30 protein-coding genes are annotated in these 25,167 nt (G+C 62.3%); 16 read left to right on the top strand and 14 right to left on the bottom strand.

What is annotated here, in order from left to right:
- Nucleotides 1–103 precede the first annotated feature (103 nt).
- Together FHS49_RS00515 and FHS49_RS00510 are read right to left on the bottom strand one after the other, a co-directional pair.
- Nucleotides 104–766, bottom strand: a complete 663-nt coding sequence (locus FHS49_RS00515; protein WP_184014367.1) for an HAD family hydrolase — start codon at nt 764–766, stop codon at nt 104–106.
- The gene (locus FHS49_RS00510; protein WP_184015869.1) at nt 763–1,443 is read right to left on the bottom strand and encodes a YggS family pyridoxal phosphate-dependent enzyme; all 681 of its coding nucleotides are present in this window, start codon (nt 1,441–1,443) and stop codon (nt 763–765) included. The genes FHS49_RS00515 and FHS49_RS00510 overlap by 4 nt, the downstream gene beginning before the upstream one ends.
- 52 nt (nt 1,444–1,495) lie before the next feature.
- Here FHS49_RS00510 and FHS49_RS00505 point away from each other — a divergent pair, with 52 nt between their 5' ends.
- Nucleotides 1,496–2,020: a thiamine phosphate synthase gene (locus FHS49_RS00505; protein ID WP_246350169.1), complete on the top strand. Its 525-nt coding sequence runs from the start codon at nt 1,496–1,498 to the stop codon at nt 2,018–2,020.
- Here the strand turns inward: FHS49_RS00505 and FHS49_RS00500 are convergent.
- Entirely contained in the window at nt 2,010–2,696 is a 687-nt protein-coding gene (locus FHS49_RS00500; protein ID WP_343052862.1) for a porin, read from the bottom strand. The two genes, FHS49_RS00505 and FHS49_RS00500, sit on opposite strands and share 11 nt — an antisense overlap.
- Nucleotides 2,697–2,940: 244 nt before the next feature.
- Here FHS49_RS00500 and FHS49_RS00495 point away from each other — a divergent pair, with 244 nt between their 5' ends.
- The 4 genes from FHS49_RS00495 to holA are packed head-to-tail and all read left to right on the top strand — an operon-like array spanning nt 2,941 to nt 7,539.
- Nucleotides 2,941–3,429: a DUF3576 domain-containing protein gene (locus FHS49_RS00495; RefSeq protein ID WP_184014365.1), complete on the top strand. Its 489-nt coding sequence runs from the start codon at nt 2,941–2,943 to the stop codon at nt 3,427–3,429.
- A gap of 4 nt (nt 3,430–3,433) precedes the next feature.
- The gene (gene leuS / locus FHS49_RS00490; protein WP_184014364.1) at nt 3,434–5,956 is read left to right on the top strand and encodes a leucine--tRNA ligase; all 2,523 of its coding nucleotides are present in this window, start codon (nt 3,434–3,436) and stop codon (nt 5,954–5,956) included.
- Between the two features lie 46 nt (nt 5,957–6,002).
- Complete coding sequence (gene lptE, locus FHS49_RS00485) at nt 6,003–6,521, top strand: LPS assembly lipoprotein LptE (protein WP_184014363.1); 519 nt, start codon at nt 6,003–6,005, stop codon at nt 6,519–6,521.
- Nucleotides 6,508–7,539 carry a DNA polymerase III subunit delta gene (gene holA, locus FHS49_RS00480; protein ID WP_184014362.1) on the top strand — a complete coding sequence of 344 codons (1,032 nt, stop codon included), beginning with the start codon at nt 6,508–6,510 and terminating at the stop codon, nt 7,537–7,539. The genes lptE and holA overlap by 14 nt, the downstream gene beginning before the upstream one ends.
- A gap of 1 nt (nt 7,540) precedes the next feature.
- Here the strand turns inward: holA and FHS49_RS00475 are convergent, their stop codons facing one another.
- The 6 genes from FHS49_RS00475 to FHS49_RS00450 are packed head-to-tail and all read right to left on the bottom strand — an operon-like array spanning nt 7,541 to nt 13,299.
- Nucleotides 7,541–8,437, bottom strand: coding sequence for a ParB/RepB/Spo0J family partition protein (locus FHS49_RS00475; protein ID WP_184014361.1), 897 nt, complete (start codon nt 8,435–8,437; stop codon nt 7,541–7,543).
- Nucleotides 8,434–9,216 carry a ParA family protein gene (locus FHS49_RS00470; protein WP_184014360.1) on the bottom strand — a complete coding sequence of 261 codons (783 nt, stop codon included), beginning with the start codon at nt 9,214–9,216 and terminating at the stop codon, nt 8,434–8,436. The genes FHS49_RS00475 and FHS49_RS00470 overlap by 4 nt, the downstream gene beginning before the upstream one ends.
- The gene (locus FHS49_RS00465; RefSeq protein ID WP_184015865.1) at nt 9,213–9,848 is read right to left on the bottom strand and encodes a 16S rRNA (guanine(527)-N(7))-methyltransferase RsmG; all 636 of its coding nucleotides are present in this window, start codon (nt 9,846–9,848) and stop codon (nt 9,213–9,215) included. The genes FHS49_RS00470 and FHS49_RS00465 overlap by 4 nt, the downstream gene beginning before the upstream one ends.
- Nucleotides 9,848–11,704, bottom strand: coding sequence for a tRNA uridine-5-carboxymethylaminomethyl(34) synthesis enzyme MnmG (gene mnmG / locus FHS49_RS00460; protein ID WP_184014359.1), 1,857 nt, complete (start codon nt 11,702–11,704; stop codon nt 9,848–9,850). Before mnmG ends, FHS49_RS00465 begins: the two co-directional genes overlap by 1 nt.
- Nucleotides 11,705–11,762: 58 nt before the next feature.
- Entirely contained in the window at nt 11,763–13,052 is a 1,290-nt protein-coding gene (gene mnmE / locus FHS49_RS00455) for a tRNA uridine-5-carboxymethylaminomethyl(34) synthesis GTPase MnmE (protein WP_184014358.1), read from the bottom strand.
- A 16-nt stretch (nt 13,053–13,068) separates the two neighbouring features.
- Nucleotides 13,069–13,299, bottom strand: a complete 231-nt coding sequence (locus FHS49_RS00450; RefSeq protein ID WP_184014357.1) for a DUF6489 family protein — start codon at nt 13,297–13,299, stop codon at nt 13,069–13,071.
- Nucleotides 13,300–13,348: 49 nt separating this feature from the next.
- On the opposite strand from FHS49_RS00450, the gene FHS49_RS00445 reads away from it, so the two are divergent.
- Both FHS49_RS00445 and FHS49_RS00440 read left to right on the top strand, forming a co-directional pair.
- Nucleotides 13,349–13,822: a methylated-DNA--[protein]-cysteine S-methyltransferase gene (locus FHS49_RS00445; RefSeq protein ID WP_184014356.1), complete on the top strand. Its 474-nt coding sequence runs from the start codon at nt 13,349–13,351 to the stop codon at nt 13,820–13,822.
- 10 nt (nt 13,823–13,832) lie between these two features.
- Entirely contained in the window at nt 13,833–14,531 is a 699-nt protein-coding gene (locus tag FHS49_RS00440; RefSeq protein ID WP_184014355.1) for a dienelactone hydrolase family protein, read from the top strand.
- A gap of 40 nt (nt 14,532–14,571) precedes the next feature.
- Here FHS49_RS00440 and FHS49_RS00435 read toward each other — a convergent pair whose 3' ends face one another.
- The 5 genes from FHS49_RS00435 to hemE form a co-directional block, all read right to left on the bottom strand.
- Nucleotides 14,572–15,630, bottom strand: coding sequence for an AI-2E family transporter (locus FHS49_RS00435; RefSeq protein WP_184014354.1), 1,059 nt, complete (start codon nt 15,628–15,630; stop codon nt 14,572–14,574).
- Between the two features lie 32 nt (nt 15,631–15,662).
- Nucleotides 15,663–16,388 carry a YjbE family putative metal transport protein gene (locus FHS49_RS00430; RefSeq protein ID WP_184014352.1) on the bottom strand — a complete coding sequence of 242 codons (726 nt, stop codon included), beginning with the start codon at nt 16,386–16,388 and terminating at the stop codon, nt 15,663–15,665.
- A 22-nt stretch (nt 16,389–16,410) separates the two neighbouring features.
- Nucleotides 16,411–17,667, bottom strand: coding sequence for a transcription termination factor Rho (gene rho / locus FHS49_RS00425; protein ID WP_184014350.1), 1,257 nt, complete (start codon nt 17,665–17,667; stop codon nt 16,411–16,413).
- A 148-nt stretch (nt 17,668–17,815) separates the two neighbouring features.
- Nucleotides 17,816–18,256 (bottom strand): CopD family protein, encoded by a 441-nt coding sequence (locus FHS49_RS00420; protein WP_184015858.1) that lies wholly within the window; start codon nt 18,254–18,256, stop codon nt 17,816–17,818.
- Nucleotides 18,257–18,262: 6 nt separating this feature from the next.
- Entirely contained in the window at nt 18,263–19,279 is a 1,017-nt protein-coding gene (gene hemE / locus FHS49_RS00415; protein WP_184014348.1) for a uroporphyrinogen decarboxylase, read from the bottom strand.
- 307 nt (nt 19,280–19,586) lie between these two features.
- Between hemE and FHS49_RS00410 the strand changes: the two genes are divergently transcribed.
- The 9 genes from FHS49_RS00410 (at nt 19,587) to FHS49_RS00370 (ending at nt 25,144) form a co-directional block, all read left to right on the top strand.
- Nucleotides 19,587–20,411 carry a pyruvate, water dikinase regulatory protein gene (locus FHS49_RS00410; protein ID WP_184014346.1) on the top strand — a complete coding sequence of 275 codons (825 nt, stop codon included), beginning with the start codon at nt 19,587–19,589 and terminating at the stop codon, nt 20,409–20,411.
- Nucleotides 20,408–21,004, top strand: a complete 597-nt coding sequence (locus FHS49_RS00405) for a Maf family protein (RefSeq protein WP_184014344.1) — start codon at nt 20,408–20,410, stop codon at nt 21,002–21,004. Before FHS49_RS00410 ends, FHS49_RS00405 begins: the two co-directional genes overlap by 4 nt.
- Complete coding sequence (locus FHS49_RS00400; RefSeq protein WP_184014342.1) at nt 21,001–21,816, top strand: shikimate dehydrogenase family protein; 816 nt, start codon at nt 21,001–21,003, stop codon at nt 21,814–21,816. The genes FHS49_RS00405 and FHS49_RS00400 overlap by 4 nt, the downstream gene beginning before the upstream one ends.
- Entirely contained in the window at nt 21,813–22,406 is a 594-nt protein-coding gene (coaE, locus tag FHS49_RS00395; protein WP_184014340.1) for a dephospho-CoA kinase, read from the top strand. The genes FHS49_RS00400 and coaE overlap by 4 nt, the downstream gene beginning before the upstream one ends.
- An 8-nt stretch (nt 22,407–22,414) precedes the next feature.
- Nucleotides 22,415–23,125, top strand: coding sequence for a DNA polymerase III subunit epsilon (dnaQ, locus tag FHS49_RS00390; RefSeq protein WP_184014338.1), 711 nt, complete (start codon nt 22,415–22,417; stop codon nt 23,123–23,125).
- A gap of 55 nt (nt 23,126–23,180) precedes the next feature.
- Entirely contained in the window at nt 23,181–23,774 is a 594-nt protein-coding gene (gene hpf, locus FHS49_RS00385) for a ribosome hibernation-promoting factor, HPF/YfiA family (protein WP_184014336.1), read from the top strand.
- A gap of 77 nt (nt 23,775–23,851) precedes the next feature.
- On the top strand, nt 23,852–24,319 hold the full coding sequence (gene ptsN, locus FHS49_RS00380; RefSeq protein WP_184014334.1) for a PTS IIA-like nitrogen regulatory protein PtsN: 468 nt from the start codon (nt 23,852–23,854) through the stop codon (nt 24,317–24,319).
- Nucleotides 24,309–24,809, top strand: coding sequence for a PaaI family thioesterase (locus FHS49_RS00375; RefSeq protein WP_246350165.1), 501 nt, complete (start codon nt 24,309–24,311; stop codon nt 24,807–24,809). Before ptsN ends, FHS49_RS00375 begins: the two co-directional genes overlap by 11 nt.
- A complete protein-coding gene (locus FHS49_RS00370; protein WP_246350163.1) occupies nt 24,809–25,144 on the top strand; it encodes a DUF1491 family protein in 336 nt (111 codons plus the stop codon). Before FHS49_RS00375 ends, FHS49_RS00370 begins: the two co-directional genes overlap by 1 nt.
- Nucleotides 25,145–25,167: the final 23 nt, after the last annotated feature.

Genomic DNA, 25,167 nt, shown 5'->3' with positions numbered 1-25,167 from the left:
TTTTCGGTTCAAGCCCCTGTGGAGCGGTCGACGATCTCAAAGAGCCGATCTTATCTAAACAGATGTTTTCGCTGTAGGACAGAGGCATTATGCTCCGATCTTCTCAGGCGATCAGACGCGCCAGTTCCTCGAACGATCCTGCCACTTCGGGAACACCGAGCGCCAGCAATCGCGCGCCATGACCAGGGCCGCAATGCTGCCCGGCCGTCAGCCCGATCACATGGGCACCCGATGCAACAGCCCCGGTGACGCCCACGGGGGAGTCTTCGATGATCAGGCAGCGCGCGATATCGATGCCCAGCGCATCGGCGGCATGGAGATAGAGATCCGGCGCGGGCTTGCCGCGGGTGACATGTTCACGCCCGCTATAAATGTGTGCCCCGAAACAGGCGCGCAGGTCGAGATGATCGAGATGCGCCTCGATCCAGCGGGTCGCACTGGAGGAGGCGATCGCGCGGGGCAGCGTGCGCGGCAGGCTCCGCACGAAATCGGCGGCCCCGGCCACCGCCTCGATCCCCTCTTCGATCGCGCGCCGGTCTTCCTCGGCCCGCAGCGCTGCAAACCCCTGCGGAATCGGATGACCGATCCGCGCGACGATGGCGTCGAGAAAATCCTGCCCGGCCAACCCCATGAAATGCGCCATCGATTCGTCGACGGAGACCGGATGGCCCAATGACGTCAGCGTCTCGGCCAGATGACGGTTTCCGGCATATTCGCTTTCGAGGATGACTCCGTCGAAATCGAAGATGATCGCATCAAATTTCATCCACGCGCGCCGAACAGCGCGGTGCCGACGCGGACATGCGTGGCACCGAGCATGACGCCCGCCTCCAGATCGCCAGACATGCCCATGCTGAGCCCGTTCAGATCATGATCGCGCGCCAGCTTCGCGAGCAGGGCAAACCAGGGCGCGGGCTCCAGATCGGCGGGGGGCACGCACATCAGCCCTACGACCGGCAGATGGGCGGCGCGGGCGTCTGCCAGCAGCGCGGGGAGATCGGCGATGGCACAACCGCCCTTCTGATCTTCCTCGCCGATATTCACCTGGATGAAGCAATCCGGGCGCTTCCCGGCCTTGTCCATCGCCTGCGCAAGCGCCTTGACCAGCGACGAGCGATCCACCGAATGGATCGCATCGAACAAGGCAACCGCAGCCTCCGCCTTGTTGGACTGCAGACTGCCGACCAGATGCAGCACGATATCGGGCGTCTCCGCGCGCAGCGCCGGCCATTTGGCCTCCGCCTCCTGCACGCGATTCTCCCCGAACAGCCTATGCCCCGTGGCAATCAGCGGGCGAATCTCTTCCACCGGCTTGGTCTTGGAGATCGCGATCAGCGCCACGTCTGCCGGCGCGCGGCGCGCCAGCTTCGCGGTGCGCGCGATGCGTTCGTTGACTTCGGCCAGCCGTGCGGCGGCGTCGATAACTGCTTCATGCCCATCCATTGCGGCTGCTATAGGCAGCACGATGCCGCCCCGCTACCCCCGCCTTTGGCTGATGACCGACGAACGACAAGGCAATGAGCTTTGGGACGCGCTGCACGCGCTCCCGCGCGGCGCGGGCGTGATCGTCCGGCATTATGCGCTCAGCCCCGCGGCCAGAAAGGCAATGTTTGCAAGAATCAGGAGCGTGGCGCGCGCGCGCGGCCTGATGCTGATCCTCGCCGGCCCGCCCCAACTGGCGCGCGCGTGGCACGCGGACGGCTTTCATGGGCGTCGCCCCGGACACGCCTATCCCGAACTGCTTCACACCGCACCGGCGCATGATCTGCCGGAACTGCGCAACGCTGCGCGCAATGGCGCGGGCCTGGTGCTGCTCTCTCCGGTTCATGCCACGCGATCACATCCCGGTGCCACGCCGCTGGGACCGTTGCGATTCGGCATGATCGCCCGCCAGACACAATTGAAGGTGGTCGCACTCGGCGGCATGAATGCCCGGCGCGCGCGCGCGATCAGAACGCTCAATTCCTATGGCTGGGCAGGAATAGACGGGCTGACGCCCGCCGGCCGCATCAGAATTTGAAGGCGGTGCCTACATAGACGGCCTGGCTGTCACGCCGATCGTCGGTCACGGTCTGCAGACGATCGCGATCCTGCATCTTGTAACGCACGCCCGCGGTCACATCCAGATTGCGGGTCAGCTTGTAACTGCCGCCGAGATCGACCGAATAGCTCTTTTCAGGCGTGATCGCGCGCGGCTGGACACCCAGGCCACGCTCGGCATCGACCATCACGCGGCCGCTCCAGCGCGGTGCATTATAGCTGGCACCGGCGCGCACCGATTCGCTGCTGCCCGGCTGAAGGCCGGTATCGATCCGCGCGACATCACCCGAAAGCGCAAACCGCTTCCAGCCGATCGATGCGCCGAGATTATAAGCCGAAGGCGTGATGCCCAGCGATGCGATCAGCGGATTGCCGAGTCCGCGGCTGGACGAGAATATCTGCGCCGGCGCGCTGGTGCGTGCCCGGACCGCCACGGTGACCTTGCGATTACGCCCGGCTTCGCCCGTTGGCGTGAAGCGGAAGCCTGCCCCCGCCAGATCACTGCGCGCCATCAAAGCGGCCAGCTTGGGATCGGCGGCAGCCGGCGTGAAGGAACCGATTCCCGAACGCGGCGCTGCCGTCATGCGCGCCTTGACCGAAGCCAGCGATGTCTGCTGCGCGGCGCTGATCGTGGGAGACGCGACAATAGCGAGCACGGCTAATGCCGCCCCCGTCCATGCCCATGTCTTCCGACTCGCCAACATCACGCAAAAACCCCTTGCTTCACTCTGCCCATATCATGATGTTCGCGGGAATATAAACCCACTTGCACGCGATTTTTATCCGCCTGTTGCACAACACACACAGAATCCGCCCGAGCGTCCGGAAAACGCGCGCTTGCGAGGCGCGCCGGAGCATCTATAACGACGCCGATTGACCGTATTCCCAAGGATTGCACCTATGTCCCGCCGTTTCCGCATCGCAGTCGCGATGGCCCTTGTTTCCACCCTGCCAGCCTGCAATGCGATCAAGCAGGATCTCAGCAAGGGATTCTTCGGCATCGGTGCCAGCGACGATGGCGCGACCTCCACGCAGAAGGCGGATCTGGCGGCATCCAAGGTGACCACCATCGGCGTGAACGCCTATCTCTGGCGCGCCAGCCTCGACACACTTTCGTTCATGCCCTTGCTGCAGACCGATTCCAACGGCGGCGTGATCGTGACCGACTGGTATGCCAATCCCAATACGCCGAGCGAGCGCATGAAGGTGACCGTCACCATCCTCGATCAGGATCTGCGCGCCGATGCGTTGCGCGTTTCCGCCGCGCGCCAGGTGAATCAAAATGGTCAGTGGGTCGATAGCGCCGTTCAGGCCGCGACCGTCCAGAAGCTTGAGGAAATCATCCTCACCAAGGCGCGTGATCTGAGACGCAGCGCCATCGACGGCTGATCCGATGCACACGCGCTTCAATCCGCTTGCGGCCGATGCGCGCTGGCAAAAAATCTGGGACGAGCGGGAGACTTTCCGCGCGGACGATGCCAGCGCCAAGCCAAAATCCTATGTGCTCGAGATGTTTCCCTATCCATCGGGCCGCATCCACATGGGCCATGTCCGCAATTACACCATGGGGGACGTGCTCGCGCGCTTTCGCCGGATGACGGGCCATGAAGTGCTGCATCCGATGGGCTGGGACGCCTTTGGTATGCCCGCCGAAAATGCGGCGATGGAGAAGAAGGTGCATCCCGGCACATGGACCCGCGCCAATATCCAGTCGATGAAAAAGCAATTGAAGCGGCTGGGCTTCGCGCTGGACTGGAGCCGCGAACTCGCCACCTGCGAACCCGAATATTACGGCCATGAGCAGGCACTGTTCCTCGATCTCTACAAATCGGGGCTGGTCTACCGCAAGGAATCCGCGGTCAATTGGGATCCGGTCGACATGACCGTGCTTGCCAATGAGCAAGTGATCGACGGCAAGGGCTGGCGCTCCGGCGCGGTGGTCGAGAAGCGCAAGCTCAGCCAGTGGTTTTTGAAGATCACCGATTTCGCGGACGATTTGCTGGCGGGTCTGGGCGATCTGAAGGACTGGCCCGAAAAGGTCCGGCTGATGCAGGAAAACTGGATCGGCAAGAGCCAGGGGATGCGGCTGACCTTCCACTTCTCCGGCGCGCCGGGCGGGTTCGAAGTGTTCACCACGCGGCCCGATACGCTTTATGGCGCGAGCTTCACCGCGATCGCCGCCGAGCATCCGATCGCGCAGGAACTGGCCAGGAACAGCCCGGAATTGCAGGCGTTCATCGCCGATTGCCAGGCGACCGGCACCGCGGCAGCGGATATCGAAACGGCGGAGAAAAAGGGTTTCGACACCGGTCTGCGCGTGACACATCCGCTCGACCCGAATTGGCATCTGCCGCTCTATGTAGCGAATTTCGTGCTGATGGACTATGGCACGGGCGCTGTTTTCGGCTGCCCGGCGCATGACCAGCGCGATCTCGATTTCGCGCGCAAATATGATCTGCCCGTCACGCGGGTGGTCGCGCCCGAAGGCGAGGACGGCGTGGCGATCGGCAGCGAGGCCTATACCGGCCCCGGCAGGCTGGTGAACTCGCATTTCCTGAACGGCATGGCCGTGGAAGACGCCAAAGCGGCGATCGTGGCACGCGCGCAGCATGAAGGCTGGGGCATCGGCACCACCGTCTGGCGGCTGCGCGACTGGGGCGTATCGCGCCAGCGCTATTGGGGCACACCCATTCCGTTCATTCATTGCGATGAGTGTGGCGTGGTGCCCGTGCCCAAGAGCCAATTGCCCGTGAAGCTGCCCGAGGATGTCAGCTTCGACATTCCCGGCAATCCGCTCGACCGGCATCCGACCTGGAAGCATGTCGATTGTCCGCAATGCCAAAAACCGGCGCGGCGTGAAACCGACACACTCGATACCTTCGTGGATTCGAGCTGGTATTTCATCCGCTTCGCCAGCCAGCCCGATGATCAGCCATTCGACAGAGCCGTGGCCGAAAGCTGGTTGCCCGTGGGGCAATATATCGGCGGCGTGGAACATGCGATCCTGCATCTGCTCTATGCCCGCTTCTGGACGCGCGCGCTGAAACATATCGGCAAGATCGATGTGGCGGAGCCGTTCCAGGGGCTGTTTACGCAGGGGATGGTGACGCACATCACCTATTTCCAGAAGGAAGCCGACGGCAAGATCCTCTGGTATGGCCCCGAGGATGTGAATAGCGATGGGCAGATCGCGACGTTGAAAGACAGCGGTGCGAAGGTCACGATCGGGCGCATCGAGAAGATGTCCAAATCGAAGAAGAATGTCGTCGATCCGGACCTGATCGTCGATCAATATGGCGCGGATGCGGTGCGCTGGTTCATGCTGTCTGATAGCCCGCCCGAGCGCGATCTGCCGTGGAGCGAGGCGGGGATCGAAGGCTGCTGGCGCTTCGTGAACCGGCTGTGGCGGCTGATCGACGGGATCGAGGACGCGGCGCAGGGCCAGGACAAGGATCTTGACCGCAAGCTGCACAAGACGATCGCGGGTGTCGCCACCGATATCGAGGCGCTGGGCTTCAACAAGGCGGTCGCCAAGCTCTATGAGCTGACCGGCGCGATCGAAAAGGCCAAACCCTCCGCCTCGCGCGCGACCGCGATCCGGACGCTCGTCCGCCTCGTCGCGCCGATGGCGCCGCATCTGGCCGAAGAAGGCTGGGAGACATTGGGCGAGACCGGGCTGGTGGCTGACGCCGCATGGCCCACCGCCGATCCCGCCCTGCTGATCGACGATGAAGTGACCATCGCGGTCCAGATCAACGGCAAGCTGCGCGATACGCTGACCGTGGCCAAGGGGATGCCCAAGGACGAACTGGAGGCGCTCGCGCTGGCAGCACCCAATGTGGTGCGTCAGCTCGATGGGGAAACCCCCAAGAAGATCATCGTGGTGCCCGATCGCCTCGTGAATATCGTCGCATGACGGGTCGCACCCAATTTCCGTTAGATTGGTGTATGGGACAGGCTTGATGCGTAAACTTTCCATCCCGCTTCTGATCCTCGCCACGCTTGCGCTCTCGGGCTGCGGGTTGCGGCCGCTTTATGGCGGTGGCTCCAAAGGCGCGGTGGCGCAGACGCTCGGCCAGATCGAAGTCGCGCCGATCGAGGGCAAGGCGGGCTGGCTGATGCGCAATGCGCTGAACGACCGCATGGGCGCGGGCAAGAGCGCGGCGATCTATCGCCTTGAAGTGGAGCTGGACGATCAGATCACCGGCTTCGGCATCCGTTCGGATGACGCCGTGACGCGGGAACGCCGCACTCTGCGCGCGCGTTACCGGCTGATCGAGGCCACCAAAAGCACGGTGGTGCTTGATGCCACGGCGGGATCGGACGCGGGCATCGATATCGTCTCCTCCGAATATGCCACAATCGCGGCTGAAAACACCGCATTGGAAAATCTCTCCCAAGTGGTGGCCGATCAGATCGTGAGCCGGATCGCCCTCTTCGCACAGCGCTCTGCCGGGCAAGGTCCGGATGAAGGCCAATAAGGGCCAGATCGAGCGCGCGCTCGATGCGCCGCCCGCCGATATCCGGATGTTCCTGCTCCACGGCCCCGATGAATCGGGATCGCGCGCGCTGGCCGATCGGCTGGAGCGCGCCATGGGGCCGGATGCGGAGCGGATCGATCTCGATTCCGCCGGGCTGAAAGGCGATCCTGCACGCCTGGCGGACGAAGCAGCCTCCCTCTCGCTCTTCGGCGGCGCGCGCCATATCCGGCTGGCTCTGGCGGGTGCTGAAGACGCTTTGGCGGCAATTCAGGCGCTGATCGAATCGCCGCAAGCGGGCAATCCCGTCGTGGCGATGGCGGGCACGCTGCGCGGCACCAGCGCCCTGCTCAAATATGCGCTGTCTGAACCCGCCATCATGAGCTTTGCCAGCTATGTGCCCGAGGGACAGGATGCCGATCGACTGGCGACGGCGATGGCGCGCGATGCCGGCCTGCGCCTGTCCGGAAGCGATGTGGGCAAGCGCCTTGCTGCTGCCGCCTCTGGAGACCGCGCGATATTGGCGCAGGAGATCGAGAAATTCGCGCTCTATCTGGATGCCGCGCCCGATCGTCCGGGTGAACTCGATCATGCGGCGCTTGATGCGCTGGGCGCGGATTCGGATGATGGCGATACCGCCCGCCTGGTCGATGCGGTCATGGGCGGCAATCCGGCGGGTGTCAGCGACGAAGTGGGCAAGCTCGCCAGCGTCGGAATCGAGGGCATTCCGCTGCTCCGCGCGGTGATGAAGCGTGCGCAACAGCTTGCCGGCTATCGCGCGGAGGTGGATCAGGGCAGTTCGATCGACGCCGTGCTGGCCGCCGCGGGCAAATCCCTTTTCTGGAAGGACAAGGCGACCGTGCAGCGCCAGCTCGGGCTCTGGCGCTCGGACCGGCTGGCGACCGCGCTGTCGCGCCTGATGGCGGCAGAACGCGCCGTTAAATCCTCGGGATCGCTGGGCGCGGTGGCCGCGGAGGCTGAATTGCTGGCGATCAGCCGCGCCGCCGCGCGGAGCCGCTAAACTAGATCTTCTCGCCGCTCAGCCGCTGGCAGATCATGTCGAGCTGATCGAGCGAATTATAAGCGAGCGTTACTGTCCCGCTTTTCACGGCATGTTTGATGCTGACTTTCAGCCCGAGCAGATCACCCAATTGCCGCTCCAGCGCATAGATATCAGCGCTGCCGCCCTTATATTCCATCGGCGCCTGCCGCGCGCTAGCCGGTTTGGCACCCCGCGCGAGCTTTTCGGTCTCGCGCACGGACAGGCCGCGGCTGATCACCTCTTCGGCCAGCGCTGCGGGATCGGACGCGGTGATCAGCGCGCGCGCATGGCCCATCGACAGGCTGCCATCCGCCACACGCTCCCGCACCTTGGCCGGCAGATCGAGCAGCCGAACGAGATTGGCGACGTGGCTGCGGGATTTATGGACCAGCTTGGCCAAGGCTTCCTGACTATGCCCAAATTCCGCGCCCAGCTTCTTATAGGCTTCGGCCTCTTCGATCGCATTGAGGTCTTCACGCTGGATATTCTCGATCAGCGCGATTTCCAGCGTCTCGGAATCGTCAAATTCTCTAATTATTACAGGAACTTGATGCAATTGCGCCTGTTGCGCCGCGCGCCAGCGCCGTTCGCCCGCCACGATCTGATAGCCGCTGCCAAAGGGGCGGACCACGATCGGCTGGATCACGCCGCGCTTGGCGATCGATAGCGCCAATTCGGCGAGCGCATCCGCATCGAAATGACGACGCGGCTGGCCCGGATGCGGCTTCATATCCGTTACCGAAATCATCTGCACGCCGCCCGATCGCGACTGGCCGGGCGCGACCGGCTCTTCGCGGGCCACATCCCCCAGCAAGGCGCTCAGACCTCGGCCCAGTGCTGCCGGCCGCTGCTTGCGAGGCGCTGAATCTTCACTCATGCCGCAACCTGCGCATTTTTGGGCAAGCGCCCAAGCAACTCGCGCGCCAGGCCCATATAGGCTTCCGATCCGGCGCAGCGGATATCATAGATCAAGGCCGGCATCCCGTGGCTCGGGGCTTCGGACAGACGGACGTTGCGCGGGATCACCGTATCGAACACGACCTTGCCGAGCACAGCGCGGACATCCTGCGCGACTTGCTCGGTCAAGCGGTTACGGCGATCATACATCGTCAGCGCGACGCCGATGATCGACAGCCCCTGATTGAATCGCATCCGGATACGATCGACCGTCGTCAGCAACTGGCTCAACCCTTCCAGCGCAAAGAATTCGCATTGCAGCGGCACGAGCAGCAATCGTGCGGCGACCATCGCGTTGATTGTCAGCAGGCCCAGCGAAGGCGGGCAATCGATCAGACAGATATCCCATCGGCCAGGCGCGCTGTTCAGCGCATTTTCCAGAAGATGCGTGCGATTCTCGAAATCGACGAGTTCGATCTCCGCGCCTGAGAGATCCTGCGTCGAAGCGATCAGATCAAGCCGCGGCACCTTGGTGGCGATCACGGCGTCATCCATCGTGCAATTGCCCGTGAGCAGCTCATAGGATGAATAAACGCGCTGCGCCTGATAGACCCCCAGCCCGGTCGAAGCGTTACCCTGTGGATCCAGATCAATCAGCAAGACTTTCCAGCCTGTTGCTGCGAGCGCTGTGGCCAGATTGATGGCGGTGGTGGTCTTGCCGACCCCACCCTTTTGATTTGCGATTGCGATCCGGATCATTTTTTCCCTCGCCGGACCCCGCGGGCCACGATGATCGCGGCTTCCGGGTCGGTAACGCTCTGTTCCACGTGAAACGCACCCTGCCACGTCTTTCGTGCGTCTGCCAGTTCGCTTTGCGCACTTCGTCCTTTTGGCAGCAGCCACAGCGTCTCGGAACGGGAAAATCGCTCGGCCAGAGGGAACAGGCGTTCCAGCGGCGCGAAAGCGCGGGCGCTGATAACCCCCACCTTTTGGGTTTCGATCAACTCCAGCCGGCGTCCATCCACCTTCACATGATCCGAAACGCCCAGGATATCAGCAGCGGCAATCAGGAAATCTGCGCGCTTACGCCGTGATTCCACCAAAATCACGGGGCGGTGCATCAGGGCGGCGATGATCAGTCCGGGAAATCCCGCACCCGAACCCAGATCCAGCCACGGCCCATCAGGCGCCTCTTGCGCTTGGGCTATGAACGCCAGTTGCGCGGAATCGACGATATGACGCGCCCACACATGGGCGCGGCTCGATGCGGAAATCAGATTCTGGCTTTCCCCTTCCTGAAACAGGAAATCGACAAATGCCGTGATGGAATCCACTGTTTCACGTGAAACATGCTGAGCCGCCAACCATGCCCTGGCCTCATCCTCCGTCATCATGCGGCGCGGCGCTTGGCGTGAACGAGGATGGCGGACAGAGCCGCCGGGGTAATACCGCGGATCCGACCCGCAGCGGCCAGCGTTTCGGGGCGAGCCCGTTCGAGGCGCTCGGTCATCTCGTTGGACAGTCCGGCGATGGCGCGATAATCGAGGGCGGGATCGATCGGCACGGATTCATTGGCGCGCAGGCCGCGGATTTCTGCCTCCTGCCGCGCGAGATAGGGCGCATAATGCGCATCCTCCGCGATCTCCGCGATCAAAGCTGGATCGACATTATCGAACACGTCCGACACGCGGGAAATGGCGGCAGCGTCTACGTTCGGGAAGCGCAGCCATTCGAACAGCGAACGACGCGACCCATCACGGCTGACGTCGACCCCGGCCTCTGCAAACCTTTCGGACGACACCGACTCTTTCTCCAGCTTCGTCAGGAGAGCCTCGCGAACGCGGATCCTGCTGTTAAACCAGTCAGCTCGCGCAGACCCTAGACAGCCGACAGCCTGCGCGATCGAGGTCAAGCGGGTGGACGCATTGTCCGCCCGCAGCCGTAGACGATATTCCGCCCGCGCAGTCAGCATCCGATAGGGTTCTGTGATCCCCTGCAACACCAAATCGTCGATCATGACGCCCATATAGCTGCTTGCGCGGTCAAGAATGAGCGGCGCGCGCCCGCCAGCGAAGGCCGTGGCGTTGATGCCGGCGATCAATCCTTGCGCGGCCGCCTCCTCATAGCCGGTGGTGCCGTTGATCTGCCCCGCGCAATACAGGCCGGGGATCGCACGGACCGCCAGACTGGCATCGAGCGCGCGCGGATCGATATGATCATACTCCACCGCATAGCCCGGTTGAACGATCTCGGCGCGCTCAAGGCCCGCCATGCTGCGGATCAACGCCGTCTGAATGTCGGCGGGCAGCGAGGTCGAGACGCCATTGGGATAGACCAATGGATCGTCCAGCCCTTCGGGCTCTAGGAAGATCTGATGGCCGTCGCGATCGCCGAAACGCACCACCTTATCCTCGATAGAGGGGCAGTAGCGCGGCCCCTGCGCGCCGATCGCGCCGGTGTAAAGCGGCGAACGATCCAGTCCGGCGCGGATGATCTCATGGGTCCGGGCGTTGGTTCGGGTGATCGCGCAGAAAAGCTGGGGTGCCGCGCGGCCCGGTCCCAGGGGCGACATCGTCCAGTCCCCGCCGTCCGACGGCTGCTCTTCAAGCACGCCCCAGTCGATGGTGCGGCCGTCCAGCCGCGGGGGTGTCCCCGTCTTCAACCGGCCGATCGGCAGATGGCGCGCGCGAAGCTGATCACCGAGCGACTGCGCTGCCCGCTCGCCGACCCGCCCGCCGACCGCTATATCAGCGCCGCAAAACATCCGCGCGTTGAGAAACGTACCCGTCGCCAATACAACGGCCTTGCCGGACAAGATCCGGCCCGAACCGAGCGCGAGACCGGTCACGCTGTCTGAATGATCTAATGTCAGCGCGCGCGCTTCGTCTTCGACAATATGAAGGCCGGCCTGATCGTCCAGCAGCGTGTGGATCGCGTCCTTATAGCGCTTGCGATCCGCCTGGATACGCGGCCCTTGGACAGCAGCACCCTTGCTGGCGTTGAGCATCCGGTAATGGATCGCGGCATGATCGGCGGCGCGCGCGATCAACCCATCGAACGCGTCCACCTCGCGGACCAGATGACCCTTGCCCAGTCCGCCGATGGCGGGATTGCAGGACATGGCACCGATGGAATCGCGGGCAAAGCTGACCAGTGCCACGCGCGCGCCCATGCGCGCCGCTGCGGCCGCCGCTTCGCACCCCGCATGGCCCCCGCCCACCACAATGATGTCGAACCGGTCTGTCATGATGGATTTTCGCTAGGGCAGCGCGGCGTCCAAGTCAAAATGTTCCACGTGGAACAGTCTATTTGCCGATGCAGAATTTGCCAAACAGGGCGTCGAGCATATCTTCTGTCCCCGCCCGCCCCGTCAGCCGATCAAGATCGGCGCGCGCGACACGGAGGTTCTCCGCCACGATCAACAGATCATCGTCCGTTTGGAGCGCAGCATGGGATGACGCGAGACATTCGCGCTGCCGACGATTGAGCGCGATTTCGCCCGTGCGCGGCAGAAGATGATCGGCCCGTTCCAGGATTGCCGCCACAAGCGCATCCAGCCCTGCCCCGCTTGCCGCCGAAACCACGATCATGTCCCCATTTGGGGACATCGACCGGCCCTCCGCATCACCGCGCGGATAAAGGGCGATGGTCCGCTCGGGCGCGGGGCTTTCGCTGGTCTCATCAAGCCAGAGTATGACGTCCGCAGCGCCGATCGCCGCATGGGCGCGGTCCATTCCGATCGCTTCGATCTCGTCCCCCGTCCCTTCGTGAAGCCCCGCGGTGTCGATAAACAGAAAGGGTCGCCCTGCGATCCCCAGCGGCACTTCGATGGTGTCACGCGTGGTGCCGGGCCGCGGCGAAACGATAGCGGCTTCCCGACCGGCCAAGGCATTAAGCAGAGTCGACTTGCCCGCATTGGGCGGCCCGGCCAGCACGACGCGGATACCATCACGCAGCCTCTCGCCTGACGGGCGATCCAGCATGACGCGGATATCCGCGGCCAAAATGGCAATGCGGGCATTGAGCGATGCGACGCTCTCCCCCTGATCCTCGACATCGCCTTCATCCGCGAAATCGAGCATCGCCTCCACCTCTGCGGACAGGCCGAGCAATCGGTCTTGCCATCCCTTGACCCGCGCGCTCAATCCACCCTCGGCCATCACCAAGGCGCTGCGCCGCTGCCATTCGGTTTCCGCAAAAAGCAGATCGGACAGCCCTTCCGCCTCCGCAAGATCCATCCGCCCATGCTCGAATGCGCGGCGCGTGAACGCGCCCGGTTCAGCCAGGACGAGACTTTCGATCGCGGACAGGCTGAGCATCACGCGGGCAACCACCGCGCGACCGCCATGGAGATGCAGTTCCGCCAAATCCTCACCCGTCGCGCTGGCGGGTCCGGGAAACCAGAGCATCAGCGCGCGATCGAGACCTTCACCCGTGACGGGGTCCAACAGGCGCGTCAGTGTTGCGCGGCGCGGGACGGGCAATCGCCCGGACAGCATTTCCAGCGCGGCTCCGGCACGCGGGCCGCTGATCCGGATGATCGCGACCGCGGCGGGCGGCTGTCCGCTCGAAAGGGCGAAAATCGTGTCGGTCATGAAAAGTCGTGCAGCGTTACTTTGGGCCGCCCATATTCTCCATCATCTGCCGCCACATCTTCACCCCGGCTTCTCCCATCGGCGCCCAATTCTTGAACAGATTTTCCATGAATTCCGGATTTATACCATTATCCATGGATTCCAGTATGTTACCGATATATTTTTCATGCACAGGCGAAAAATCTGGCAGCCCCATGAAGCGACGCGCCTCTTCCGGCGTGCAATCCACTTCGACATTGATCTTCACGGCCAGTCTCCCCTTGAGCAAGCCTTGGCAGCACTGCTAGGCTCTGACCATGGCTTATGCGCTTGACCACGCCCTGATCGCAACGCCCATCGGCATGATCCGCATTTCAGGTGATGAAGATGCGATTGGGCGCGTGCTGATCGATGGTTCGAAGGATCAGGCGGAAGAGCAAGGGCGGTCGAAAGCCGTGGTGGAAGCCGTGGCGCAGATCCGCGCCTATTTCGCCGGCGCGCTCAAGGATTTCGATCTGCCGCTGATCGCCATCCGGAGCGAACGCGGCGATGTCTTGCGCGAGGGCATTGCCAGCGTGGGTTATGGGCAGACGCTGAGCTATGGCGCGCTCGCCCGCACGATCGGTTCGGGTGCGCGCGCGATCGGCCAGGCGTGTGCGCGCAACCCCTACCCGCTGATCATCCCATGCCACCGCATCCTGGCTTCGGGCGGCGCGCTGGGCGCATATTCCGCGGGCGACGGGCCATTGACGAAACAATGGCTTCTCGATCACGAATCCCGTCACATCTGAAAGGCATATCATGGGCAGCCCTATCTCGATCGAAACGCTGGCGAAGGACGGCCAGTTTTCCGCTTATTGCGCGAAGCCCGCGGGCGCGGCGAAAGCGGCGATCATCGTGATTCAGGAAATTTTCGGGGTGAATCCGGGCATCCGCAAGAAATGCGACGATTGGGCGGCGGCGGGCTATCTCGCCATCGCGCCCGATCTGTTCTGGCGGATCAAGCCGGGCGTGGAGCTGGATGCCGACGTGCCGGAGGATTTCCAGGCGGCACTGGCGCTGATGGGCCAGATGGACCAGACTCTGGCCATCGCCGATATCGAAGCCAGCATCCATGAAGCCCGCGCGCTCATCGGCGGCGGCAAGGTCGGCTGCGTCGGTTACTGTCTGGGTGGAAGGCTGGCCTTCATGACCGCCGCGCGCACCGATGTGAATGCCAGCGTGGGTTATTATGGCGTGGGGATAGATGGGTTATTGGGCGAGAAGCACGCCATTGCTCATCCTGTCCTGCTCCATGTGCCCAAAGCCGATCATTTCGTCTCTCCCGAAGCGCAAGCTGCGATGCACGCGGGGCTGGACGACCATCCCAAAGTGACGATCTATGACTATGACGGCCTGGATCACGGCTTTGCCGCAGAAATGGGCCAGCGCCGCGACGCGGCCGGTGCGGCGCTGGCGGATAGCCGCACGGCTGCCTTTTTCGCGGAGCATCTGGAATAAGGGTTACAACCCACCCCTGACCATCGGGAAAGACGACAGACTAACCCTGTTGCGGAGCGGCCGTGCGCAAATTGGTCAGGATATCCCAGGCGGCCATGAACAGCGCGGCAATCACCGGGCCGATGATGAAGCCGTGAAAGCCGAACACCTCGATACCGCCCAGGGTGGAGACCAATACGATATAATCGGGCATACGGGCTTCGCGGCCGACCAGGATCGGACGCAGGATATTGTCCACCATGCCAATCACGAACAGCCCGCAGACCACCAGGACGGCCCCTTCCCACACCGCCCCGGTCACAAACATGTAAATGGCGACGGGCACCCAGACCAGGCCCGTGCCGATCGCGGGCAGCAATGAGAAGAACCCCATCAGCACGCCCCAGATCAGCGCGCCCTCGACGCCGATGGACCAGAATACCAGCCCCCCGATCGTTCCCTGAATGATCGCCACGATCACACTGCCCTTGATCGTGGCACGGATCACCGCGACGAACTTTTCCGCCAAGGCTTCGCTTTGTTCAGCCCGCAGGGGAATGGCGCGACGCACCTTCGCCTCGATCTCATCGCCATCACGCAACAGGAAGAAGAGCAGATAGAGCATGACGCCCAAGGCGACGAAAAACACGAAGGCGCTTTGACCGATTATAAAGGCCTGGGCGGCCAGAGCCTGAAACCTGTCGGTAATGCCCGCGGCGATCGTTTCACGGACCTCGCCCACATTGGTCAGGCCCAGCCGGCGGAGCAATGCGGTGGCCCATCCCGGCAAGATGCTCTGCATCTGCTGGAAATAATGCGCGAAATCGATCTGTCCGCTCTGGATGCGGACATAGATCGACGCCGCCTCCTGAAGCAGGAAAATGCCCAGCAGAATGGCGGGCAGGATGATCATGGCGATGATCACAAGCAACGTGACCGCCGCTGCGCTATTGCGCCGGCCGGAGAAAGCGATCGTCAGCCGTCGATTGAGCGGCGCGAACAGGATCGCGGCGACCAGACCCCAAAGGATTGCCCCGAAAAACGGCGCAATCACCCAGGCCAGTGCCAGCGATACGATCGCGATCAGGACAAGAAAGGTCCGGTCTTCCAGATTGCGCAATTCGCCCCCCGCTCCGCCGGACCATGCTTGGCCTAAAACAGGGTCATCAAGCCCACATTGGGATCGATCACGCCTTCATAGATCATCTTGCCGGCGACATAGATGATCACCAGAAGCCCGATATAGGCGATCCAGCGGAAGCGCTCGATATATTTGGCGATGACGTTGGCCGCGATGCCCATCAAGGCCACGGACAGGATCAGGCCGATGATCAGGATGCCGGGATGGTCCCGCGCCGCACCCGCGACCGCCAAAACATTGTCCAGGCTCATCGATACGTCAGCCACGGCCACGGCCCATGCGGCAGCGGCAAAGCTCTTGGCAGGCTTTACGCCGCTATGTTCGTCGCCTTCAATCTCTTCCGAACCCGCGCTGCTGCCGGCCGGGTGCAATTCGCGGTACATTTTCCAGGAAACCCACAATAGCAACAGGCCGCCCGCCAGGATCAATCCGACGATCTGCATGAGCTGGCTCACCACCAGGGCAAAGCCGATGCGCAACACGAGCGCGGCAATGATGCCGATCAGGATCACCTTCTTGCGCTGCGCCGCGGGCAGGCCCGCCGCCAGCGCCCCGACCACGATGGCGTTGTCACCCGCCAGCATGATATCGATCATCAGCACCTGCCCGAACGCAGCAAGCTGGCTGGGCGAGGAGATGTTCGAGAAATCATTGACGATATGACCCCAGATCTCCGCGGGGGAGCCAAGGCCGGGCGTGGAAATCGCGGCGGACGCGAAGGCGAGCAGATCAATCATGAGGTTTGAACGCGGCTCCGGTTTACTGGTTCATCGAATCGAAAAAGTCTTCGTTGGTCTTCGAATCCTTCATCTTGTCGAGCAGGAACTCCATCGCATCGATGGTGCCCATCTGCATGAGGATGCGGCGCAATACCCACATTTTGGACAGCTTGGACTTGTCGACCAGAAGCTCTTCCTTGCGCGTGCCGGACTTGCCCACATCGAGCGCCGGGAAGATGCGCTTGTCAGCCACCTTGCGATCGAGCACGATTTCGGAGTTACCCGTGCCCTTGAATTCCTCGAAAATCACTTCGTCCATGCGGCTGCCGGTATCGATCAGCGCCGTCGCGATGATGGAGAGCGAACCCCCTTCTTCGATATTGCGCGCAGCACCGAAGAAACGCTTCGGACGCTGGAGCGCGTTGGCGTCCACGCCGCCCGTCAGCACCTTGCCGGATGAAGGCACCACGGTGTTGTAGGCACGCCCGAGACGGGTGATCGAATCGAGCAGGATGACGACATCCTTCTTATGCTCGACGAGACGCTTGGCCTTTTCGATCACCATTTCGGCGACCTGGACGTGGCGCTGCGCCGGTTCGTCAAAGGTGGAGGAAATCACCTCACCCTTCACGCTGCGCTGCATATCGGTCACTTCTTCGGGACGTTCGTCGATCAAAAGTACGATCAGGAACACTTCGGGATGATTGTCCGTAATGGCCTTGGCGATGTTCTGGAGCAGAACCGTTTTACCAACACGCGGCGGTGCGACGATCAAGGCGCGCTGGCCCTTGCCCTGCGGCGAGATGATATCGATCACGCGGGCGGACTTGTCCTTCACCGTGGGATCGAGCGTATCAAGGTTGAGCTTCTGCTCGGGATAGAGCGGCGTCAGATTGTCGAAATTGACACGATGGCGCACGGCATCGGGATCGTCGAAATTGACGGACACCAGCTTGGTCAGCGCGAAATAGCGTTCGCCATCCTTGGGGCCGCGGATTTCGCCTTCCACGGTGTCCCCGGTGCGCAAACCGAATTTGCGGACCTGATTGGGGGAAATATAGATATCGTCCGGCCCGGCGAGATAATTGGCCTGGGGGCTGCGCAGGAAGCCGAAGCCATCCTGGAGCACTTCGATCGTGCCTTCGCCCATGATCTGGGTGCCGTTTTCGGCTTCCACTTTGAGGATAGCGAAGAGCAGATCCTGCTTGCGCAGGGTCGACGCGCCTTCGACGCCCAGCTCTTCGGCCATTTCGACCAGTTCGGCGGGCGCTTTTTTCTTGAGTTCTTTAAGGTGCATAATGAGATTCCGATTGGTGTTCGGTGATGTCTGGATGGGTCCGCTTGAAACAGCGGTACGAAAATATGGGTGTCTCTCTTGCGCGAACGGCAGAGGATGGTCGTCGCACGAATTACGCGGCGGCGGTTTCCAAGTCAATCCACATGGTTCAGAAAGGGCGGACGACCGCTAGGATCACGATGACAGCGGCAGCGGCGCCCGGCACTTCGTTGAGCATCCGCAATTTCCTGTCTGCCAAAGGCTGTTCGCCCCGTGCCAGCTTTTTCGCATAGCCCGACATCCAGCCGTGATAACCGCTTAGCGCCAGGACAAAGAGCAGCTTTGCATGAAACCAGCCTTGCGAAAAAGCGCCGATATTCAAAGCCAGCGCCAATCCCAGCAGCCAGACGATGATCATCGAAGGATTGAGGATGATCCTGATCAGCCGCGTTTCACGCTCGATCCAGCGAGCATCCTCGGACGATCCGGCAACAGATTCCTGATGATAGACGAAGAAGCGCGGCAGCATGAACAGCCCGGCCATCCAGAAGATGACGAAGATGATGTGAGCGGCCTTCACCCAGAGCCAGGCAGCACCCAGAAATCCGATCATTGCTTATCGATCCCGCACGATGGACAGCAATTGCTCGACATGCGCGATCGGCGTGTCTGGCAGGATGCCGTGGCCCAGATTGAAGATATGGGGACGTCCCTTGAACGCCGCAAGGATGCGGTGCGCTGCAGATTTCAATGTCTCACCACCTGTGATCAATGCCAGGGGATCGAGATTGCCCTGGACGGGCATATCCGCCGGCAGATTGGCATGTGCCCATGCGGGATCGACCGTCTCGTCCACGCCGATCGCATCCACACCGGTTTCGCGGGCATAAGCGGGGAGCTTTCCACCCGCACCCTTTGGAAAGCCGATGATGACGGTTTCAGGATGCCGTGCACGGAGCGCCTGGACGATCTTCACCGTCGGCGCGATCACCCATTGTTCGAATTGCGCGGGCGAAAGGCTGCCCGACCAGCTGTCGAACAACTGAACCGCGTCGACCCCCGCCTCGATCTGGCCGGAGAGATAATCCACCGTGGCCGTCGCAATCGCATCGATGATCGCCTGAAAAGCCGCGGGATCACGATAGGCATAACGCCGCGTTTCGCCCTGCTCCTTGCTCCCCTGCCCCGCCACCATATAGGTCGCCACGGTCCAGGGGCTGCCTGCAAAGCCGAGAAAGGTGGTTTGGGGGGGCAAGGCTGCGCGAACCTGCCGCACCGTCTCATAGACCGGTGCCAGCCGCTCAGGAACAACCTGCAAAGCCTCCAGCGCGTGATCCACCAGCGGCGGCGAAAGCCGTGGCCCCTCACCCGCTTCGAAACGCAGATCCTGGCCCAAAGCGTGCGGGATCACCAGAATGTCGGAAAAGAGGATCGCGCCGTCAAAGCCAAACCGCTTGATCGGCTGAAGCGTGATTTCCGCCGCTGCGGTGCTGTCGTTCACCAGCGCCAGGAACCCGCCCTTGTCCGCACGCAATGCGCGATATTCGGGCAGATAACGGCCCGCCTGACGCATGAGCCAGATGGGCGGAACCTCTTCCTGCGCGCCTTTGAGCACACGGAGCAATTTCGGCATTTCGGACAGAGCGTGTCCCCTCTTCTATAATAGAAAGATTCTTTAATTGGATTGGAGTGGTAGTTGGTCGCGTGGATGACGGGGCTTATTCGCTGTCCGCATTTTTGCCAACAGCTTGACCGCGCAAAAGCTCCATAAAGGCTCGGATTCGTGTTCTTGATCCCCGTTATCCACAGGCATTGGACTTTGACGATCGACCGGGGACAAGCTGTGGATGAAATCCATCCGAGCGGGGATGGAATCGTCGATCGGGACGCGGATGCGTCTTTTGCTGGAAATATCCCGGTTTTATCCACAAAGAAGCGCAATGACCCGGCTTCACCTCCATTTGCTCTCGGACTCCACCGGCGAAACGCTGGAGAATATCGCCAAGGCCGCGCTCGCCCAGTTCGATGGGGTGGAGACCATCAAACATTTCTGGCCGATGGTGCGCTCCGAAGGCCATCTGGATCGAATCCTCATCGATATCGCGCAAAATCCCGGGCTGGTGCTCTTCACGCTGGTCAATGCCGAAACCCGACGCAAGCTGGAAACGCGCTGCCTGGCGCTGGGCCTGCCCATGGTAGCCGCGCTTGATCCGGTGACCGATGCACTGTCAAACCTGCTGGGCCAGGAAGCCAAGGCCCGGCCAGGCCGACAGCATATCCTCGATGCGGCGTATTTCGCGCGCGTGGATGCGATTCAGTTTACCATCGCGCATGACGATGGCGTGGGCTGGGAAAACTGGGAGGCGGCCGATATCGTTCTTGCCGGCGTATCGCGTTGCTCCAAAACCCCGACATCCATCTATCTGGCCAATCGCGGTTACAAGACCGCGAATATACCGATCGTGCTGGAATCGCCGCCGCCGGACACGCTCTACAATCTCAAAAACCCGCTTGTCGTGGGGCTGACGACCAGTCCGGACCGACTGGTGCAGATCCGGCGGAACCGGCTGCTTTCGCTCAATCAGGCACCCGAAACCGACTATGTCGATCAAGAGGCTGTTGCGCGCGAGGTGGCGTTCGCGCGACGGATCTATGCCGATAACGGCTGGCCGGTGATCGATGTGACGCGACGGTCCATCGAGGAAACCGCAGCGGCCATCATCAACCTGTTCAACGAACGCCATAGCGCGCAGGGCGCGGCATGACCCTGGTGCTGGCATCGCAAAGCGCCGCCCGGCGCGCCATGCTCGACGCCGCCGGTGTGCCACATGACGCCATGGCGGCAGGCGTGGACGAAGAAGCGGCCAAGGCCAGTCTGCGGGCCGATGGATTGAGCGCGCGTGATCTGGCCGATGCGCTGGCGGAGTTGAAGGCGGTGCGCGTTTCCGGGCGTTTGCCCGGTGCGCTCGTTTTGGGCGCTGACCAGACCCTGGTGCTCGACGATGGCACCATGCTCGACAAGCCGGGGGATCGCGCTGAGGCCGCGGCGCAGCTTCGGCTGCTATCGGGGCGGACGCACAGTCTCTACAGCGCAGGAGTGATCGCGGAGCATGGTCGCGCCGTCTGGCGGCATGTGGATCGGGTCAAGATGACGGTGCGGACGCTCTCGGACGCTTACATCGAAGCCTATCTCGACGCGGAATATGAGCATGTCGCCGGGTGCGTGGGTTGTTACCGGATCGAGGGGCCGGGTGTGCAACTCTTTGCGAAGATCGAAGGCAGCCAGTTCACGATTCTCGGTCTGCCTTTGCTGCCATTGCTGGATTATCTGAGGATTCGGGGGATTATCGAGACATGAACGACACGCCCTATGCCGAGGTGATCGGCGATCCGATCGCGCACTCCAAATCGCCGCTCATTCACGGGTTCTGGCTGAAAAAACTCGGCATCGATGCGGCGTTCCGCACGGCCCATGTTAAAAATGAGGAACTGGCGGCCTATTTCGAGAGCCGCAAGGCGGATCCGCTGTGGCGCGGCTGCAACGTCACCGTGCCGCACAAATTGGCGGTGATGGATTTTGCCGAGGATCGGGGCGGCGTGCGCGCCAGCATCGGCGCGATGAACACCATTCTGCGCACGCCGGAAGGTGCGCTGATCGGCACCAACACCGATGCGGCTGGCTTTTATGCACCGCTGGCCGAGATCGATCTGGCGGGTAAGCCGGTGACCGTGATCGGCGCGGGTGGCGGTGCGCGCGCGGTGCTGTTCGCCTTGGCGCGTTGCGGCGTCGGGCCGGTGACCATCCTCAACCGCAACGTGCTGAAAGGCGCGTCGCTGCTCGCCGCCTTCGGGTTGAAGGGGAAAGCGTTGCCACTGGATGCGATGCTCCCGCCTTCGGCGCTGATCGTGAACGCAAGCGCGCTCGGCATGAAGGCGATGCCGCCATTCGTGCCTGATCTGTCCGCCCAGCCGGAAGATTGCATCGTCTACGACATCGTTTATGCGCCGCTGCAGACCGGTCTGCTGGCGGCGGCGGAAGCGCGCGATCTGGCGACGATCGACGGGCTGGAAATGCTGGTCGGCCAGGCGGCGGTCGCGTTCGAACTGTTTTTCGGCGCTGCGCCACCGCGTGAGCATGATGAGGCATTGAGGGCTTTGCTGATCGCATGATCGTCATCGGACTCACCGGATCCATCGGCATGGGCAAATCGGCGGTGGCCGCGATGTTCGAGTCGCTCGGTGTGCCGGTGTTCGATGCCGATGCGGCGGTGCGCAGGCTTCAGGGGCCGGGCGGACGGCTGCTGCCCGCGCTCGAATTGCTGTTTCCGGGATCGACCGGACCCGCGGGACTCGATCGGATCGCGATCGGAAAACAGGTGTTTGGCAACGCCGCGGCGCTCCAGGCGCTGGAGCGCATCGTCCACCCCGCTGTGGGCGAGGCGCGCCGCAGATTTCTGCGGCGGCATCGATCGCGGCAGATGGTGGTGCTGGATATTCCCCTGCTTTTTGAACGGGGTGGAGCGGGCAAGGTCGATCTGGTCGTGGTGGTTTCGGCACCCGCCTGGAAACAGCGCCGCCGCGTGCTGGCGCGGCCCGGCATGACCCCCCGGAAATTCCGCCAGATCCTCGATCTCCAGATGCCCGATGCGCAGAAACGTCGCCGCGCGGACGTGGTGATCGATACCGGGGTCGGGCTGCGCGAAACGCGGGCTCAAGTCGTTGATCTGGTCACTTGCCTCAAGGGCAAATCGCGCCGATAATAGCAGGAATGCGGGAAATTGTGTTCGATACCGAGACCACCGGCCTAAGCGCCCAGCGCGGCGACAGGCTTGTCGAGATCGGATGCGTCGAGCTTTTCAACCGGGTGGAAACGGGGCAGGTGTTCCACGCTTATTTCAATCCCGAACGGGCGATGCCGAGCGAAGCGCAGGCGATCCATGGACTGAGCGACACATTCCTGTCCGACAAGCCCCTGTTCTCCGATACCGTGGAGGCCTTGCTCGACTTCATCGGTGACACGCCGCTGATCGCGCATAACGCGCAGTTCGATTTCTCCTTCCTCAATCACGAGCTGGGCCAGTGCGGCCGCGCGATCATCCTGCCCGATCGGATGATCGATACGCTGGCAATGGCGCGCGCCAAGCATCCCGGTGCCAAGCACAGCCTTGATGCGCTCTGCACACGCTACGGAATCGACCGCAGCCACCGCATTCTCCACGGCGCATTGCTTGATGCGCAATTGCTGGCGCAACTTTATGTCGAGTTGACCGGCGGCCGTCAGATCGGCCTGTCGCTGGCGGCCGAAACCCCTCTCCCATCCGCGGGGAGCCAATTGGAATCTTCGCGCGTTCTTGCCATGGGTCGTCCGGCCCGTGCGCCCCGTCCTCATGCTGCAAGCCCGGAGGAACTTGCCCGCCACGCCGCGTTCATCAGCCGTCTGAAGGATCCGCTCTGGGGACAGGGCAGCGCCATCGGCTGATCGTCATGGTCGCGCGCAGTCTCGCGCGCGCCGCAGTCAGAATGGAGAAAACATTATGGATATCCGTGTTTCAGGTCATCAGGTCGATACCGGCGAGGCTCTCAAGGCGCATGTCGAGGAACGTCTGAATGGCATCGCGGACAAATATTTCTCCCGCACGCTTTCCGCGCAGGTCACCATGGGCAAAGGCCCGCATGATCACGGTTTTCGCTGCGATATCGTCGCCCATGTGATGCAGGGCGTGGTCCTGAAGGGCACGGGTCAGGGCCAGGATGCGCATCCCGCATTCGATGCTGCCGCCGAACGGATCGAAACGCAGTTGCGCCGCTACAAGCGCCGGCTGAAGGATCATCACACCGCCCAGCAGGCCGCTGCCAATGCCGAACTGCAAAGCTTCAACGGCGATGCGGGCTATACCGTGTTCGTTTCCGTCGACGAAGAAGAAGAACCCGCGGACAACCCCCCTATCATCGCCGAAACTCGTGTCGATGTGCCCGAAGCGAGCGTTTCGGACGCCGTGATGATGCTCGATTTGCGCAACACCAACGCGCTGCTTTTCAAAAACAGTGGCACTGGGGCGCATAATATGGTTTACCGCCGCGGCGACGGCACGATTGGCTGGGTGGAACCGCAGCGCGCGACCGGCTAAGTGGCTGAGTATAAGCCAATTACGAACTTTTTTTGGGGTTTTGGCGGAAGCAAGGTTTCCGCTGAATCGGGTATGACATGACGGATTTCAGTGAGATTCTACAGCCCGGTACGGTGGTTGCCGGGCTGCCTGTGACAAGCAAGAAAGCGCTTTTTCAGCAGATCGCGCAACTTGCGGAAAAACATGGCGGAATCGATTCAAAGCTGGTGATCGAACGTCTCCAGGAGCGCGAGCGCCTGGGCTCGACGGGATTTGGCGGCGGCGTCGCCATCCCGCATGGCAAGATCGAGGGGTTGAACAAGGTCGTGGGTGTTTTCGCGCGCCTTGATCAGCCCATCGATTTCCAGGCGATCGACGATATGCCCGTCGATATCGTCTTCATGCTCCTGTCGCCGCCCGATGCGGGTGCGGAGCATCTGAAGGCGCTGGCGAAGGTGAGCCGCGCACTTCGCGATCGTCCCTATCTGGCCAAATTGCGCGGCGCGGGTTCGGATGACGCGCTTTATGCGTTGCTCGTCTCGGTCGAAAACCGCGATGCCGCCTGAAGCGGCGGCTGCGGGACCAGTCTCGGGGGAAGAGGCGCATTTCCGGGCCTTGGAATCGCTCTATCGTACCGCGCCGATCAATCGACTTTTCCCGTCCGAGCTTTCGATTACCGAAGCCGGCTTTGCGCGCATCCGCTTCGATGTGGATGAAAGCGTGCATCACGCCGCTGGCGCGGTCCATGGCACAAGTTATTTCAAGATGCTCGACGATGCCGCCTTTTACGCCGCCAACAGCCTGGTTTCCGATCATTTCCTGCTGACGACCGCATTCAATCTGCTGTTCACGCGGCCGATCAAGCGCGGGCCGATCATCGCCGAGGGGCGCTGGATCAGCGGGAAGCGCCGGGTCTATGTCGCCGATGCGCGGCTGATCGACGCCGATGGCGAAGAAGCCGCGCGCGGCACCGGCACGTTCATGCGATCCCGCATCCCGCTGGCGTCCCTGCCTGGCTATGCCGAGGTGATGAACGCGCAAAAAGGCGCGGTTTGATGCAGCCGCGGCTGTCCAGCGACATGCTGGTGGGCGCGCTGATCCGGCGAACCGAAAGCGGCGGTGGCCATGCCATGGTGCTGGCCAAGGGTGATCGAACAGCAGGTGCCATCGTCATCGCCTGTTCCGAAAAGGGACGGATTCACAAGCTGGTAGAGCGCGCTCCTGCCATGAATGGCGGCTGGGAACTGATCCAATGTGGTCCCCAAGATATTGATAACCAATCTGAAATTCAGGACTATATTGATCGCCGCCGGGGGCGGGATCCCGATCTCTGGGTGATCGAACTGGATATCGCAGAGGCAGAACGGTTCGCCGCTGAAACGATTTGTTAAGCTTGACTCCATTGCGCTCGCAT

It is taken from the genome of Sphingobium boeckii (assembly GCF_014199215.1).
Classification (GTDB): domain Bacteria; phylum Pseudomonadota; class Alphaproteobacteria; order Sphingomonadales; family Sphingomonadaceae; genus Sphingobium_A; species Sphingobium_A boeckii.
The sequence above is the reverse complement of the archived record's forward strand: the minus strand, read 5'-3'. Positions and strand labels throughout refer to the sequence as shown.

What these genes read in the sequence shown, in the direction of transcription:
- hpf (WP_184014336.1), top strand. Translation starts at nt 23,181, where the DNA reads ATGGATATCCGTGTTTCAGGTCATCAGGTCGATACCGGCGAGGCTCTC.
- FHS49_RS00410 (WP_184014346.1), top strand. Translation starts at nt 19,587, where the DNA reads ATGACCCGGCTTCACCTCCATTTGCTCTCGGACTCCACCGGCGAAACG.
- FHS49_RS00405 (WP_184014344.1), top strand. Translation starts at nt 20,408, where the DNA reads ATGACCCTGGTGCTGGCATCGCAAAGCGCCGCCCGGCGCGCCATGCTC.
- leuS (WP_184014364.1), top strand. Translation starts at nt 3,434, where the DNA reads ATGCACACGCGCTTCAATCCGCTTGCGGCCGATGCGCGCTGGCAAAAA.
- FHS49_RS00510 (WP_184015869.1), bottom strand. Translation starts at nt 1,443, where the DNA reads ATGGATGGGCATGAAGCAGTTATCGACGCCGCCGCACGGCTGGCCGAA.
- FHS49_RS00465 (WP_184015865.1), bottom strand. Translation starts at nt 9,848, where the DNA reads ATGACGGAGGATGAGGCCAGGGCATGGTTGGCGGCTCAGCATGTTTCA.
- FHS49_RS00370 (WP_246350163.1), top strand. Translation starts at nt 24,809, where the DNA reads ATGCAGCCGCGGCTGTCCAGCGACATGCTGGTGGGCGCGCTGATCCGG.
- FHS49_RS00430 (WP_184014352.1), bottom strand. Translation starts at nt 16,388, where the DNA reads ATGATTGATCTGCTCGCCTTCGCGTCCGCCGCGATTTCCACGCCCGGC.
- FHS49_RS00495 (WP_184014365.1), top strand. Translation starts at nt 2,941, where the DNA reads ATGTCCCGCCGTTTCCGCATCGCAGTCGCGATGGCCCTTGTTTCCACC.
- dnaQ (WP_184014338.1), top strand. Translation starts at nt 22,415, where the DNA reads ATGCGGGAAATTGTGTTCGATACCGAGACCACCGGCCTAAGCGCCCAG.
- FHS49_RS00445 (WP_184014356.1), top strand. Translation starts at nt 13,349, where the DNA reads ATGGCTTATGCGCTTGACCACGCCCTGATCGCAACGCCCATCGGCATG.
- rho (WP_184014350.1), bottom strand. Translation starts at nt 17,667, where the DNA reads ATGCACCTTAAAGAACTCAAGAAAAAAGCGCCCGCCGAACTGGTCGAA.
- holA (WP_184014362.1), top strand. Translation starts at nt 6,508, where the DNA reads ATGAAGGCCAATAAGGGCCAGATCGAGCGCGCGCTCGATGCGCCGCCC.
- FHS49_RS00470 (WP_184014360.1), bottom strand. Translation starts at nt 9,216, where the DNA reads ATGATCCGGATCGCAATCGCAAATCAAAAGGGTGGGGTCGGCAAGACC.
- FHS49_RS00440 (WP_184014355.1), top strand. Translation starts at nt 13,833, where the DNA reads ATGGGCAGCCCTATCTCGATCGAAACGCTGGCGAAGGACGGCCAGTTT.
- FHS49_RS00505 (WP_246350169.1), top strand. Translation starts at nt 1,496, where the DNA reads ATGACCGACGAACGACAAGGCAATGAGCTTTGGGACGCGCTGCACGCG.
- mnmE (WP_184014358.1), bottom strand. Translation starts at nt 13,052, where the DNA reads ATGACCGACACGATTTTCGCCCTTTCGAGCGGACAGCCGCCCGCCGCG.
- FHS49_RS00375 (WP_246350165.1), top strand. Translation starts at nt 24,309, where the DNA reads ATGCCGCCTGAAGCGGCGGCTGCGGGACCAGTCTCGGGGGAAGAGGCG.
- FHS49_RS00475 (WP_184014361.1), bottom strand. Translation starts at nt 8,437, where the DNA reads ATGAGTGAAGATTCAGCGCCTCGCAAGCAGCGGCCGGCAGCACTGGGC.
- lptE (WP_184014363.1), top strand. Translation starts at nt 6,003, where the DNA reads ATGCGTAAACTTTCCATCCCGCTTCTGATCCTCGCCACGCTTGCGCTC.
- FHS49_RS00400 (WP_184014342.1), top strand. Translation starts at nt 21,001, where the DNA reads ATGAACGACACGCCCTATGCCGAGGTGATCGGCGATCCGATCGCGCAC.
- FHS49_RS00515 (WP_184014367.1), bottom strand. Translation starts at nt 766, where the DNA reads ATGAAATTTGATGCGATCATCTTCGATTTCGACGGAGTCATCCTCGAA.
- coaE (WP_184014340.1), top strand. Translation starts at nt 21,813, where the DNA reads ATGATCGTCATCGGACTCACCGGATCCATCGGCATGGGCAAATCGGCG.
- hemE (WP_184014348.1), bottom strand. Translation starts at nt 19,279, where the DNA reads ATGCCGAAATTGCTCCGTGTGCTCAAAGGCGCGCAGGAAGAGGTTCCG.
- mnmG (WP_184014359.1), bottom strand. Translation starts at nt 11,704, where the DNA reads ATGACAGACCGGTTCGACATCATTGTGGTGGGCGGGGGCCATGCGGGG.
- ptsN (WP_184014334.1), top strand. Translation starts at nt 23,852, where the DNA reads ATGACGGATTTCAGTGAGATTCTACAGCCCGGTACGGTGGTTGCCGGG.